Origin of the sequence: Undibacterium sp. Ji50W, from assembly GCF_049340445.1 — a bacterium.
Classification (GTDB): Bacteria; Pseudomonadota; Gammaproteobacteria; order Burkholderiales; family Burkholderiaceae_D; genus Undibacterium.
Genome location: NZ_JBMPOX010000033.1, coordinates 26,629 through 38,834, shown reverse-complemented (window position 1 = coordinate 38,834; position 12,206 = coordinate 26,629). Strand labels below are relative to the sequence as shown.

At 52.0% G+C, this 12,206-nt stretch carries 13 protein-coding genes and 2 pseudogenes; 8 read left to right on the top strand and 7 right to left on the bottom strand.

Annotated elements, in window-relative coordinates:
- Positions 1-352: 352 nt before the first annotated feature.
- Entirely contained in the window at positions 353-1,129 is a 777-nt protein-coding gene (locus tag ACO0K9_RS26975) for an enoyl-CoA hydratase (protein ID WP_422990305.1), read from the bottom strand.
- 130 nt (positions 1,130-1,259) lie between these two features.
- On the opposite strand from ACO0K9_RS26975, the gene ACO0K9_RS26970 reads away from it, so the two are divergent.
- Positions 1,260-1,412 (top strand): hypothetical protein, encoded by a 153-nt coding sequence (locus tag ACO0K9_RS26970; protein ID WP_422990303.1) that lies wholly within the window; start codon positions 1,260-1,262, stop codon positions 1,410-1,412.
- A 16-nt stretch (positions 1,413-1,428) separates the two neighbouring features.
- On the opposite strand, the gene apaG is transcribed toward ACO0K9_RS26970, so the two are convergent.
- Entirely contained in the window at positions 1,429-1,803 is a 375-nt protein-coding gene (apaG, locus tag ACO0K9_RS26965; RefSeq protein WP_422990301.1) for a Co2+/Mg2+ efflux protein ApaG, read from the bottom strand.
- 103 nt (positions 1,804-1,906) lie between these two features.
- Here apaG and rpe point away from each other — a divergent pair, with 103 nt between their 5' ends.
- From rpe to trpC, 6 genes are all read left to right on the top strand, one after another.
- Positions 1,907-2,572, top strand: a complete 666-nt coding sequence (gene rpe / locus ACO0K9_RS26960) for a ribulose-phosphate 3-epimerase (RefSeq protein WP_422990299.1) — start codon at positions 1,907-1,909, stop codon at positions 2,570-2,572.
- Between the two features lie 72 nt (positions 2,573-2,644).
- The gene (locus tag ACO0K9_RS26955) at positions 2,645-3,328 is read left to right on the top strand and encodes a phosphoglycolate phosphatase (protein WP_422990297.1); all 684 of its coding nucleotides are present in this window, start codon (positions 2,645-2,647) and stop codon (positions 3,326-3,328) included.
- A 269-nt stretch (positions 3,329-3,597) separates the two neighbouring features.
- On the top strand, positions 3,598-5,094 hold the full coding sequence (gene trpE / locus ACO0K9_RS26950; RefSeq protein WP_422990295.1) for an anthranilate synthase component I: 1,497 nt from the start codon (positions 3,598-3,600) through the stop codon (positions 5,092-5,094).
- Entirely contained in the window at positions 5,095-5,667 is a 573-nt protein-coding gene (locus ACO0K9_RS26945) for an anthranilate synthase component II (protein WP_422990293.1), read from the top strand.
- On the top strand, positions 5,664-6,695 hold the full coding sequence (trpD, locus tag ACO0K9_RS26940) for an anthranilate phosphoribosyltransferase (RefSeq protein WP_422990291.1): 1,032 nt from the start codon (positions 5,664-5,666) through the stop codon (positions 6,693-6,695). Before ACO0K9_RS26945 ends, trpD begins: the two co-directional genes overlap by 4 nt.
- A 3-nt stretch (positions 6,696-6,698) precedes the next feature.
- The gene (gene trpC / locus ACO0K9_RS26935; RefSeq protein ID WP_422990289.1) at positions 6,699-7,499 is read left to right on the top strand and encodes an indole-3-glycerol phosphate synthase TrpC; all 801 of its coding nucleotides are present in this window, start codon (positions 6,699-6,701) and stop codon (positions 7,497-7,499) included.
- 103 nt (positions 7,500-7,602) lie between these two features.
- Here the strand turns inward: trpC and ACO0K9_RS26930 are convergent, their stop codons facing one another.
- Positions 7,603-8,229, bottom strand: a complete 627-nt coding sequence (locus ACO0K9_RS26930; protein ID WP_422990287.1) for a hypothetical protein — start codon at positions 8,227-8,229, stop codon at positions 7,603-7,605.
- A 131-nt stretch (positions 8,230-8,360) separates the two neighbouring features.
- Positions 8,361-8,582 (bottom strand): annotated as a pseudogene (locus tag ACO0K9_RS26925) (LysR family transcriptional regulator); the annotation flags it as partial.
- Between the two features lie 6 nt (positions 8,583-8,588).
- Here ACO0K9_RS26925 and ACO0K9_RS26920 point away from each other — a divergent pair.
- Positions 8,589-8,850: pseudogene (locus tag ACO0K9_RS26920) on the top strand (aldo/keto reductase); the annotation flags it as partial.
- Positions 8,851-8,911: 61 nt separating this feature from the next.
- Here ACO0K9_RS26920 and ACO0K9_RS26915 read toward each other — a convergent pair.
- The 3 genes from ACO0K9_RS26915 to ACO0K9_RS26905 all read right to left on the bottom strand — a co-directional run bounded on the left by ACO0K9_RS26915 (position 8,912) and on the right by ACO0K9_RS26905 (position 12,178).
- Positions 8,912-10,780 (bottom strand): M61 family metallopeptidase, encoded by a 1,869-nt coding sequence (locus ACO0K9_RS26915; protein WP_422990285.1) that lies wholly within the window; start codon positions 10,778-10,780, stop codon positions 8,912-8,914.
- 88 nt (positions 10,781-10,868) lie between these two features.
- Positions 10,869-11,324, bottom strand: a complete 456-nt coding sequence (locus tag ACO0K9_RS26910) for a DUF3429 domain-containing protein (RefSeq protein ID WP_422990283.1) — start codon at positions 11,322-11,324, stop codon at positions 10,869-10,871.
- A gap of 260 nt (positions 11,325-11,584) precedes the next feature.
- Entirely contained in the window at positions 11,585-12,178 is a 594-nt protein-coding gene (locus ACO0K9_RS26905) for a nucleotidyltransferase family protein (RefSeq protein WP_422990281.1), read from the bottom strand.
- Positions 12,179-12,206: the final 28 nt, after the last annotated feature.

Below are 12,206 nucleotides of genomic sequence, written 5' to 3'. Positions count from 1 at the left end.
TTTCCGCTCAATCTCCGGCTTTGCTTCTCTTCTCGCCCCGCTTCTCAGCGGGAGGCGAACTATAGCAAACTCTCTCACTACTTTGCAAGCCTTTGGCTTAAATTATTTAGCCGGCCCCTGCCTGCGCAGGAACGACGATTCGAGGGGTGTCTATATTGATTGCATTTCGCTTATCGGCCGAAACCCATCCCCACCCTAACCCTCCCCTTGAAAGGGAGGGGATTTCATGGCTTTGCAACATGCTGGCATTGCCTCATGGATGGGAATTTTTCAAACTATACAGATGCGACTTATATTTACGGAGGCGCGGCTATATATGAAACATCTCCATATATGGGGACTGAAAACAAAATCACTTATTCTTAAACACCGCCGGACGCTTCTCCAGAAACGCCTGCATACCTTCTTTCTGATCTTCCGTACCAAAGCTGGCCTGGAACAAACGACGCTCGTACTGTATGCCTTCTGACAGTGTAGTTTCATAAGCGCGATTCACAGATTCCTTGGCCATCATGATGATGGGCAGGGACATGGATGCGATGGTATTCGCTGCAGAGAAAGCTTCTTCCATCAACTTATCCAATGGTACGACGCGAGATACCAGGCCGGCACGCTCCGCCTCGACCACGTCCATCATGCGTGCGGTCAGGCACATGTCCATGGCTTTGGATTTGGAGATGGCGCGCGGCAAACGCTGTGTGCCGCCAGCCCCGGGCAAAGTACCGAGCTTGATTTCTGGCTGGCCGAACTTGGCATTCTCTGCAGCGATGATGAAATCGCACATCATGGCGACTTCGCAACCGCCACCCAGGGCATAGCCAGCAACCGCAGCGATCACAGGCTTGCGGATCTGGCGCATGGTTTCCCAATTGCGGGTGATGTAATCACCTTTATAGGCATCCATGAAGCTATAGCCCACCATGGCGGCAATATCGGCACCAGCGGCGAAGGCTTTTTCACTGCCGGTCAGGATAATGCAATGGATGTTTTCATCCTTGTCGAAAACCTTGAGTGCCAGCCCCAACTCATCCATGAGTTGATCGTTCAGCGCATTCATCGCTTTCGGGCGATTCAGCGTAATCAAACCGACCTTGTCGCGGGTTTCAGTCAAAATACATTCGTAAGTCATAGATGCTCCTGATATATATATTATGTACGGATAGGCAGCATGATTGCCGATGAAGCTATTGTAATGCGGCAAGCAAAGGGTTGCTGTTAAGCAGGTACAATGCGTCTAATTATTTAGTGAGGTAAATGCGATGTGGTTATTAGCGCTGGAAGCAGGCGTTGCGATGTTTATATTGATTTTTATCGTCTGGTGGACGATGTTTCAAGGCAGTGCGCCAGAAACACCACCCAAGGAAGATAAAAAGCCAGTCGAACAAACCACGGATAGTGACAAGCTGCAATAAGTGAATGCCGGCTGGATTAATGCAGGGTACGCGGCAAAGATAAGACAAATTCCGGGATAGCTGCTTCAAAGCGATGCGCGTCTTCTGCCACACAGAAGTAAATACCCTTCATGCTGCCCTGTGGGGTTTTCAGCGAACTGCCGCTGGTGTATTCAAAGCTCTGCCCCGGGGCCAGAAAAGGTTGATGGCCGACAACTCCCAGGCCCTTGACCTCTTCTACATGGTTTTTGCTGTCCGTGATGATCCAGTGACGGGAAATCACCTGTGCCGCCACGGTGCCGGTATTTTTGATGGTGATGGTATAGGCGAAAACAAAGTTGTTTTGCTCAGGGTCAGACTGGTCTTTCAGATATTGCGTGACCACAGATACGCTCATTTCATACGCTGCCATAATTTTCTTTCATGATGAATTGTGGTCATTGTGCCAGACCGGGGCAACAGCCGCTTGCCCTCACAAGGTAAAATAGCACATCTTTTTCAAGCGCGATTCCATCATGACCACTTTCCGCATTGCTCCCAGTATATTGTCTGCCGATTTCGCCCGCTTGGGAGAAGAAGTCCGCAATGTCGTCGCCGCTGGCGCTGACATGATCCATTTTGATGTCATGGACAATCATTATGTACCCAACCTGACCATAGGCCCCATGGTTTGCGAAGCTATCCGCCCGCACGTGCAAGTGCCGATTGATGTACACCTGATGGTAAAACCAGTGGACCGCATCATCCCTGACTTTGCCAGGGCCGGCGCGAATATCATCAGCTTCCACCCGGAAGCGTCGGAGCACATAGATCGCAGCCTGCAAACCATCCGTGATCATGGCTGCAAGGCTGGCCTGGTATTTAACCCGGCCACGCCACTGAATGTACTGGAAAACGTCATCGACAAAATTGACCTCATCCTCATCATGTCGATCAACCCCGGTTTCGGTGGCCAGACCTTTATCCCGCATACGTTGAAGAAGATCGCACAAGCCCGCAAGATCATTGATGAATCTGGCCGCAACATCATGCTGGAAGTGGACGGCGGCGTCAAAATCGAAAACATTGCAGAAATCGCCCGCGCCGGTGCTGATACCTTCGTTGCCGGCTCTGCCATTTTTGGCAAACCCGATTACAAAGCCATCATTGATGCCATGCGTAGCGAATTGGCCAAGGTTTAATCTCATCCCTATTTCATCTTCAGGCTTTTCGTCATACCAGGCAAAAAGCCTTCATCAGACCGCCGCCCCGCCATGTTCAGCCAAATCAAAGCCGCCATCATCGACCTCGACGGCACCATGATCGATACCTCACCAGACTTTTTGGTCGCCATCAACCGCATGCGTAGCGATTTTGCCCTGGCACCGCTGACGCTGGATGTTATCAAGACCATGGTAGGCAAGGGTTCTGAGAATCTCATCCAGAAAGTGTTGTCCGTAGATTTTGATGCCGATGGCGTAGCATCACACTTTAACGATGCGCTGGCTGCTTACCAGCGCCACTATCTGACCATCAATGGTGACCACAGTCAGCTTTACCCAAAAGTACAGGAAGGCTTGCAAGCCATGCGTGACCTGGGTATGCGCCTGGTCTGTGTCACCAATAAGCCACTGGCGTTTGCCTTGCCATTGATGCAAAAGAAAGAAATACTTCATTATTTCGAGCATGTCTATGGCGGTGACAGCTTTGCAAAAAAGAAACCTGATCCCTTACCCATGCAAGAAGCCTGCAAGGCCTTGGGATTGCCACCGGCGCAAGTGCTGGCCATAGGGGATTCCAGCAATGATGCCATTGCTGCCCGTGCCGCAGCTTGCCCTATCTTGACGGTGCCGTATGGATACAACCACGGCGAAGCTGTACAAAATATTCAAAGTGATGGTATAGTCGAAACCCTGTTGGTAGCAGCACAACTGCTGTCAGCGAAAAACTCTCATTGACTTTCAAACCATTCACATAACGAATGTTTCCCGATAACAAACGTTCCATGATCACTCCAGGCACTTTTGAGGCCTGGCTATGGCGACGCTGGCAATTCTGTTAAACCACGAATGCCGCGAGTGGCTGTGCACATCCTAAGCACATCTTCTTGCTTGTTATATCAATCTGTCTTATCCGTCCTTACTCTGGTCTTGAGCGAATTTGCGTGCGTTGCTGTTGTAGACGCGTGCATCAGTTTCAGGAGCAGGCAGACGGTTGAAAGAAAACCATGACCGAACTCGAATTCAAATCGTTGGCCGCGCAAGGCTACAACCGTATCCCCATGATTGCGGAAGCCTTCGCCGATCTGGAAACCCCGCTCACGTTGTATTTAAAACTCGCACAAACCCAGAACGCCGGCAAGAACACCTTCTTGCTGGAATCGGTAATGGGCGGCGAGCGCTTTGGCCGCTATTCTTTCATAGGCTTGCCCGCCAACACCCTGGTGCGCAGCTTTGGTGAGAAAGTCGAAGTCCTGAAAAATGGCCAGGTCATAGAAACCCGCGACATGAATCCGCTGGATTTCATTGCTGAATTCCAGTCCCGTTTCAAGGTTGCCCTGCGCCCCGGCCTGCCGCGTTTTTGCGGTGGCCTGGCCGGTTATTTTGGTTACGATGCAGTACGCCATGTAGAAAAACGCCTGGCTGGCAAGGCGCCGAAAGATGATCTGGGCTTGCCGGAAATCCAGTTACTGCTCACCGAAGAACTGGCTGTCATTGACAATGTATCCGGCAAGCTTTACCTCATCGTATATGCCGACCCTACCCAGCCTGAAGCCTGGTCCAAAGCCCGCCAGCGCCTGAAAGAATTACGCGCCATGCTGCGCCGTAGTGTTGATGCCCCTGTGACATCCGCATCGGTGCGCACAGAATCAATACGCGACTTTGCCAAGGAAGACTATCTGAAGGCGGTCGAAAAAGCCAAGGAATACATCATGGCCGGCGATCTGATGCAGGTACAGGTTGGTCAACGCATCAAGAAGCCGTATGTGGATTCACCGCTTTCACTGTACCGTGCCCTGCGTTCGCTGAATCCTTCGCCCTATATGTATTTTTATAATTTTGGCGACATGCAAATCATCGGTGCGTCACCAGAAATTTTGGTGCGCAATGAAAGCCTGAACGATGGCAGCAAGAAAGTCACCATACGCCCGCTGGCTGGCACCCGCCCACGTGGCTCCACCCCAGAACGTGATGCCGTACTGGCGAAAGAATTGCTGGCCGACCCGAAAGAAATCGCCGAACACGTGATGCTGATCGACCTGGCACGCAATGACATCGGCCGCATCGCCCAGACCGGCACAGTCAAAGTCACTGACCAGATGGTGATCGAAAAATACTCGCACGTACAACACATCGTCTCGAATGTAGAAGGTGTCTTGCAAGCCGACTTGTCCAATCTGGATGTATTGAAAGCCACTTTCCCTGCGGGCACCCTGTCTGGCGCACCAAAAGTCAGGGCAATGGAACTGATCGATGAACTGGAACCGGTCAAACGCGGTATCTATGGCGGCGCCTGCGGCTACCTGTCCTTCGGCGGTGAAATGGATCTGGCAATTGCCATACGCACTGGCGTATTGAAGGATGGCATGCTGTATGTACAAGCGGCCGCTGGCGTGGTGGCTGATTCAGTGCCAGAAATGGAATGGCAAGAAACCGAAAACAAGGCGCGCGCAGTATTGCGTGCAGCAGAACAAGTGCAAGATGGTCTGGATGGGGAGATTTAAATGTTATTAATGATAGACAACTACGATTCCTTCACCTACAACCTGGTGCAGTATTTTGCCGAGCTGGGTGAAGATGTGCGTACTTATCGTAATGATGAAATTACGATTGCAGAAATCGAGGCCTTGAAGCCTGATCATATCTGCATTTCCCCCGGGCCTTGTACCCCGGCAGAAGCAGGTATTTCAATCGCTGTGATAGAGCGCTTTGCCGGAAAAACACCTATTCTGGGCGTCTGTCTCGGGCATCAGGCCATAGGTGCAGCATTGGGTGGCAAGGTCATCCGCGCCAAACAGGTCATGCATGGCAAGACTTCTGCCATTGCCCACACTGGCGTTGGTGTCTTCAGGAATTTGCCAAGTCCTTACACGATTACCCGTTATCACTCCCTGGCGATAGAACGCGCCAGCCTGCCGGATTGCCTGGAAGTGACGGCATGGACAGATGATGGTGAAATCATGGGGGTACGCCATAAAACCTTTAATCTGGAAGGCGTGCAATTCCACCCCGAATCCATCTTGTCCGAGCATGGCCACGCCCTGCTGAAAAACTTTTTGACTGGAACAGCATCATGACCATCTCTCAACAAGAAGCACTGACACGCCTGATTGAACACCGTGAAATTTTCCACGATGAAATGCTATTCCTGTTCCGCAAACTAATGGGTGGCGAAATGTCGCCAGTCATGATTACCGCACTGACCATGGGCTTGCGCGTGAAGAAAGAAAGCGTAGGTGAAATCACCGCTGCTGCCCAGGTCATGCGTGAATTTTCGACCAAGGTGCCGCTGGCGAATACGACCAACATGATAGACATCGTCGGTACAGGCGGTGATGGCGCGCATACCTTTAATATTTCTACTGCGTCGATGTTTGTCACTGCCGCTGCCGGTGCGCGCGTCGCCAAGCATGGTGGCCGCAGTGTATCTTCATCCTCAGGCAGTGCTGACGTATTAGAGTCACTGGGTGTGAATATCAATCTCAAGCCGGAACAGATTGCCCAGTCAATAGCACAAACCGGCATAGGTTTCATGTTTGCGCCCAATCATCATGCGGCGATGAAGCATGCCGCACCGGTACGTCGTGAACTGGGTGTGCGAACCATCTTCAATATCCTGGGGCCATTGACCAACCCGGCTGGTGCGCCGAATATTCTGATGGGTGTGTTCCACCCTGATCTGGTGGGTATACAAATACGTGTCTTGCAACGCCTGGGGGCGCAACATGCGCTGGTGGTCTGGGGGCGTGACAATATGGATGAAGTCTCGCTCGGTGCGCCGACCATGGTGGGTGAACTGGTGAATGGTGAAATTCGTGAATACGATATCCACCCCGAAGACTTTGGCTTACAGATGGTGTCCAATCGTAATCTGCGTGTATCGGGTGCGGATGAATCAAAAGCGAAGATACTCGACGTGATGAACAATGTAGCCGGTGCGGCTAACGACATCGTCGCCCTGAATGCGGGTGCGGCCTTGTACGGTGCAGGCATCGCGGCCTCGATTGCAGAAGGTGTCAAGCTGGCACAAGCTGCGATTGCATCCGGCACAGCCAAGGCCAAGCTGGAACAGTTTATTGAAATCACCCAGCAATTAGGGAAGTAAGCTATGTCCGATATTTTGAATAAAATCCTGGCCGTCAAAGCCGATGAAGTGACGGCCGCCAGGAAATACCAATCCTTTGCCAGCCTGCGTGCTGAAGTTGAATCGAACAAAGAAGCGCGTGCGGACCTGCGTGATTTTGAAGCCAGCTTGCGCGGCAAGATTAGCGCAGGCAAGGCAGCAGTGATTGCTGAAGTAAAAAAAGCCTCCCCTTCAAAAGGCGTGTTGCGTGCCGATTTTCGACCGGCAGACATTGCGCAAAGCTATGCTGAACATGGAGCTGCCTGTTTGTCGGTGCTGACTGACGTACAATTCTTCCAGGGTGCACCTGAATACCTGCAACAGGCACGTGCAGCCTGCACCTTGCCAGCACTGCGCAAGGATTTTATGATCGATCCTTACCAGGTTTATCAAGCCAGGCATTGGGGTGCAGATTGCATACTGCTGATCGTCGCCGCACTCGACCATGGCTTGATGGCAGAACTGGAGGCCTGCGCGCATGAACTGGGCATGGGTGTGCTGGTGGAAGTGCACAATGGTGAAGAACTGGAAGCCGCCTTGAAACTCAACACAGCCATGCTGGGCATCAATAACCGCAACCTGCGCACGTTTGAAGTATCGCTGGATACGACAATAGGTTTGCTGCCACGTATCACACCAGACAAACTGGTGATTACCGAATCCGGCATCATGTCTGCAACTGATGTCACCCGCATGCGTGAAGCGAACGTGCATGGCTTTCTGGTCGGCGAAGCTTTCATGCGGGCAGAGAACCCCGGGGCGGAACTGGCGAAGGTGTTTGGCTGATTTGCTGACTACCGAGTTCCCCCTTCAGAGGAAGGGACTCGGTTAATCAAAACACCTGTCATTTACTGAACAAACTTTCTATACCTGCGCTGACAATACACACTCACCACTTGCAACCCTTACCTGTCACCGTATCTGCCACAATCACTCCGGCGACCAGTAAACCTGCCAGCGCGACATTGCCTACGCGCGCTCCGTTTGAATAGGCATTCAGGCAATCCTTCCGTCTGGCGTCCTGCACATCCCTGCCAAATTTCTCTTCAAATTTTAATTCAGCAGTTGCTGGTATTGGCACACGGTTGACCTCGGTCCGTCTGTATTTTTTGTCCTCTGCCAATGCGGCTTTTCGCAAACCATTCAGGTCCAGTGCGATGCCATCATGTAACGATGATGTTGTCGCGCTTGACGCCTCATGTTCGCTGACCTGATTGCTCATAGCTGGTGCAACTGCAGATGCCCGGGTTCTGTTGTCGCGCAATTGATGCGGCAGTTGCACGATGGGCTTCGGCAAGGCCGCAGACGTGGGAGCTTGTGGCGCACCAACCTGGGCCCTGGGTATAGCTGCCACAAAACTGACATCCAGATACTTGTAAATTTCTTGCTGCCCCGCATTTCTTTGCAGGGCCTGGCGTACAAGCAGCAGCAACAGCACATGCAAGAGCATGATGCCTGTCAAATAAACAGGCTTTTGCCAACCCGGTTTCAACAGGTAAAAGTGCGATGCGGTCATGCAGGCGATGAGCGGAAGTGATGATGTCTATGACCAAATCATACGCCAGAAAGTTCAGCTTTACGGTTTTTGCCATAAGACGGTGACGCGCCCCGATGTTTTCCACAACGGAACTCGCAGCACTATAACGCTCAAGGCCGCTCAGGCGGGCTGGTCGCCATGTGAGGGAAGGCAGGATCAGTCGACGCCTTGATGAAATCGATGAAAGCCTTGAGTGCTGCGGGTATGAGTCGGCGCCCCGGATAGTAGAGGAACGGGCCCTGAAAGCACTGCCACCAGGGTTCGAGCACAGGTTCCAGCGCGCCGCTGTCAAGATGCGGGCGCAACCAGTCCTCAAAAAGATAGATGATGCCGGTGCAGGCATCGCCTATGTGCCATTTTTCACGCTGGGTGGGTTCAACCCGCTGCAGTCGTCCGTCTTGTCGGGTGCGGCTGCTGGTCTTGGTGCCGCGCCCATGCAGGTGGCGCCCGCCTGGTTGCTGCGGCATCCTTCTGATTCCTGGCACCTCATCCATCGCGCATCTGCGGGAAAACCTGGCAGCCGCAGAAATCAACTTGCCGGCTGACGCCATGACGACGCTTGACCGCATAGCGGCAACCGCTGGCAATACGTCATCATGAAATAAAAAAACCGCAATGCAGACATTCTGCATTGCGGTTTGCATTGGGAGCCATTCAGCGCTTATCGTTTACCGGGCTTTTGAAAACTAGGCCTGACAAAACTGCCGCCTTTGGCAGGCGCCTGTATCGACAACGACAGCGCCGGTACATCATCTACCTGCAATTTAGCTTGTACGGTCAACAGTTCATCACGACGGAAGGCATGAATCTGCACCGTTTCTCCGACGCGATAACGGCCCAATGCAGTTGTCAGGCTGTCCACCGCATCCGCTGCAGTCACTCTCAGCCCATTAATCGCCATCAATACATCATTGGCTGACAAACCAGCCAGATGGGCAGCGCGACCCTCGTAGGCATTGGCGATCTTGCAGTCATTACCGTCACGTACCACGCGTACACCCAGGCTGGCTTTTTTGTTTGCCTTGCCATCATTGGCCAGCACGGCAAAGTCAGCATATAGGGTAGCCAGCGGCACATCTTCCGTACCGCGTACATGCTTGTCAAGGAAGCGGCGTACATTCACACCGGTGGTGGTTTCGACCAGTCCTTCAAATTCATTTTCAGCCAGCCCTTGTTGCTTGCCGGTCAGCACGCGCTCATAAAAATCACGACCAAATTTTTGCCACAACACGCGCATGACATCATCCAGCGATTTCTTGCCGGCGCTTTCTGCACGTATCGTCAAATCCAGCCCCAGGCCCACCAGTGAACCTTTGGTGTAATAACTGACGATGGCGTTCGGGGAATTTTCATCCTGACGATAATACTTGGTCCAGGCATCAAAGCTCGATTCCGCCACGCTTTGTTTCAGACGACCGCTGCCACGTGTCACCATGTTGATGGTTTTGGTGATCAACTTCAGATACGCTGCCTCATCAATCACACCGGCACGCACCAGCATCAAATCATCGTAATAGCTGGTGAAACCTTCAAACAGCCACAACAGGCTGGTGTAATTTTCCTGCTGCAAATCATAATGGGCAAAAGCAGCAGGTTTGATGCGCTTCACGTTCCAGGTATGGAAATATTCGTGGCTGCACAGCCCCAGGAAACCGCGATAAGCATCTGTCATTTCTGTCTGATGCTTGAGCGGCAAATCGCTGCGGTTGCAAATCAGCGCAGTTGATGCGCGATGTTCCAGGCCACCGTAACCTTCACCAACGACCATGGTCATGAACACATAGCGGTCCATCGGGGCTTTTTTGGTACGCGGTTCAAACAGGGCAATCTGGGTTTCGCAGATTTTTTTCACATCAGCAATGATGCGATCCATATCCATATTTGGTACTTTGCCGGTCACCACAAAATCATGCGGCACGCCATGTGCTTCAAACGTAGCCATGGCAAAATCACCCATCTCAACCGGATGATCAATCAGCGCATCATAATTGGCAGCCACATAGGTACCAAAGCCATAGCGTTTTGCTTTCAGCTCAGGCAAAGAGGTGGCGACACGCCAGGTCTTGCAGGCATCCAGATCAGCGCGCTGAATATCCACCACATGCGGGCTCATTTCCTGCCCATGCACACACAAAAAGACACTGGTGCCGTTGAAGAAGCCATGGCTTTGATCCAGGTGCGCCGCACGTACCGACAGATCCCAGGCATACACTTCATAAGTGATGCGCAACGCTGCCTTGCAGGGGGCAGCCTGCCAGGTATTTTTATTCAGTTTTTTCAGCGCGATTTTTTTGCCGTCAGAACTGGCCTTGATCTGTACGATGTTGCGAGAAAATTCGCGCACCATGTAGCTGCCCGGTATCCATACCGGCAGGCTGAACACTTGCCCGGCCACGTCTGGTGCAGCAATATCCAGCGTAACCTGGTACAGATGCCCCGCCAGGTCCTTGGGCACGATGGAATACAGCAAGCCATGCGCTGATGCGGTGGTGATTGTCCCTTGCTTCTTTGTAGTTATCGTTTTTTTCATTCTGAACGATCTTTCCGAATCTTATTAATTGGTTTGCTGATTTATTGAGGACTGATTTGCCAACTTATTTACTAACTTATTTACCCACTTAATAGCTACGCACATTCGCGGCAATAAAGGTAAATATCTGTGCGCCAACGACCACACGGGTCAGTTGCAAACGCAGGTCAATAAACCATTGCGGCACGCCATAACTCTGGTACAGACGCTTGTCGATGACATAAGCAGCGATAAAACCTGCCACCAGCACCACAAAGCCAAACAGCATGTTTATCATTGAACACCAGGCAATCAGGGTAGGAATCACACCCCAGATCAATGCTTTTTTGGTTTCTTCATGATCACTGCCGCCAGCCATGATAGTCACGCCCCAGTGCAAGCCACCGAGAAAAGACAAAATCACAATGCCGTAATATAACTGCGCCTTGATGAAGTAACCCAACCAGTCGGGATGCACAATCCAGCATGCCAAAGTCAGCAAGACAAAAGGCACCAGACCTAAAAAACCCAGACGTATCACCAGTTTCTGATTGAGATTATTCATAGAGTTGGGCTGCCGCATGACTGCCCCGCATTAAATCAAGTCGAAGAAAAACGCTATTCTAGGGCTAAATAGGCCGTATAGATATATCAGGTAAGGATTTCACTCCGGCAAATCCTGGCGCAAAGGTAAAACATTGTGGCAAAACGATGCGCATTTTGTCATATCCATGCGTATTGAGATATTTTATTTGCATCAATATGTGGATACAGTCATAAAGACCCGTGCACCAGATTAAAACCAGACCATTGCAGCACAAAGGACTACAGGCGCGGAGTAAGCAAGTCCTGCGGTAAGTCAATATCGTGGTGAATACCGGCATCGGCCACCTCAATCTGATGCAGATCAGGTGTTTGCAACAATTGGCGGGCGCCAGTATCACCCTGCAGGGCCAATAGCTGCGGCAAGTATTTTCTGGAGAAGCCGACCGGGTTGCCTCTGCGGCCAGCATGCACCGGGGCCACCATGTCTTTGCCGTTTTGCAAAGCCTGCCATAGTTTTTGTAGGGTATCCGGCTGTACAAAAGGCATATCCGCCAGGGCAATCAGCCAACCGGCACTGTCGGCACTGGCACGTAATGCCGCTTGCAGCGAATGGGCCATACCAGCATCGGCATCATCACAAAACACGCATTGCACACCCAGGGCCTGTAGTTGACCAGCCAGGATGTCACTGCCCGGACGCAGCACAGCTACGACCTGTGGCATGGCAGCCAATAGGTTCAGCGCGCTTTGGCTGGCCACGGTCTGGCCATTGTCCAGCGTTTGCAATAGTTTGTTTTCGACACCGCTGGCATCAAACCGCCGCCCACGCCCTGCGGCCAGCAAGATTCCTGTCCAGTGAGCGGGCGACGACATGTGTAGATGAATGTGTGCTAAGCAGCGC